Below are 1,185 nucleotides of genomic sequence, written 5' to 3' on the forward strand. Positions count from 1 at the left end.
CAGGAACATCAAAAACTAAAACGTTCATAAAAGTATTTATTCCTTCCCCCATACAACTTTGTTAATGATCTTTGTGTAGCTTTGTATAATCTTAATAACCTTAGTAGATATATTAGTGTCTATATAATCGTTAACTGGAACCGCAATCTCCTTATGTTCCCACATTGCTCTACAAAGCAAAACAGATTGTAAAACATCTTCTTTTCGTATTCCACCTAAGATAATAGCCCCTTTGTCTAAGGATTCAGGACGCTCTGTCGAAGTTCTAATTGATACTGCAGGAAAACCTAAAATTGATGCTTCTTCGGGTACTGTACCGCTATCTGAGAGTACACAAAAAGCATTAAGTTGAAGTTTATTATAATCAAAGTAACCGAAAGGTTTTAGGTTTCTAACCAAGGGATGAAATTTAAAATTCCTTTTTTCAATATGCTTTTCACTTCTAGGATGAGTTGAGTAAATCACAGGCATTTGATAATACTCAGCAATTTCATTTATAGCACTCATTAACGAAAAGAAGTTCGTCTTATTGTCTATATTCTCCTCTCGATGAGCTGATACTAAAATATACTCTCCTTTGTTTATGTTTAAGTTCTCCAAAATCTCACTATTATTAATATTCGCTAAGTTAGTATTGATTACTTCGGTTAAAGGAGAACCCGTAACAAATATATGTTCTTTCCGATAACCTTCGGAGATTAAATATCTTCTTGCATGTTCAGTATACGGTAAATTAACATCTGCTATATGGTCAACAATCTTCCTATTAATTTCTTCAGGGAGATTTTGATCGAAGCATCTATTACCCGCCTCCATATGAAAAATCGGGATTTTCAATCTTTTCGCTGAAATTGCTGATAATGCTGAATTCGTATCACCCAAAATCAAAAGAGCCTCTGGTCTTAATTTTTCAAATATGCCATAGGATTTTGCGATAATATTCCCCATAGTTTCCCCTAAACTATCTCCCACACTATTTAAATAAAAGTCAGGTTCCCGAATTCCCAATTCATCAAAAAAAACCTGATTCAATGTATAGTCCCAATTTTGACCAGTATGTACGAGTATATGTTCGAAATAAATATCCATTTTTTTTATAATTTCGCTTAATCTAATAATTTCCGGTCTTGTTCCTACAATAGTCATTACTTTCATTTTATTCATAATACAACCCCTCATTAACAT

Annotated in this window: 1 protein-coding gene; it reads right to left on the minus strand. The window is 32.9% G+C overall.

Annotated features, from left to right (window positions below):
* Nucleotides 1-36 precede the first annotated feature (36 nt).
* Nucleotides 37-1,164: a non-hydrolyzing UDP-N-acetylglucosamine 2-epimerase gene (gene wecB / locus A3842_RS11345; protein WP_074101486.1), complete on the minus strand. Its 1,128-nt coding sequence runs from the start codon at nt 1,162-1,164 to the stop codon at nt 37-39.
* Between the last annotated feature and the right edge of the window lie 21 nt (nt 1,165-1,185).

This window comes from Paenibacillus sp. P3E (genome assembly GCF_001909045.1).
GTDB classification, from domain to species: domain Bacteria; phylum Bacillota; class Bacilli; order Paenibacillales; family Paenibacillaceae; genus Paenibacillus_AQ; species Paenibacillus_AQ helianthi.

Coding starts and splice junctions, on each gene's coding strand:
- wecB (WP_074101486.1), bottom strand. CDS start 1,164: ATGAATAAAATGAAAGTAATGACTATTGTAGGAACAAGACCGGAAATT.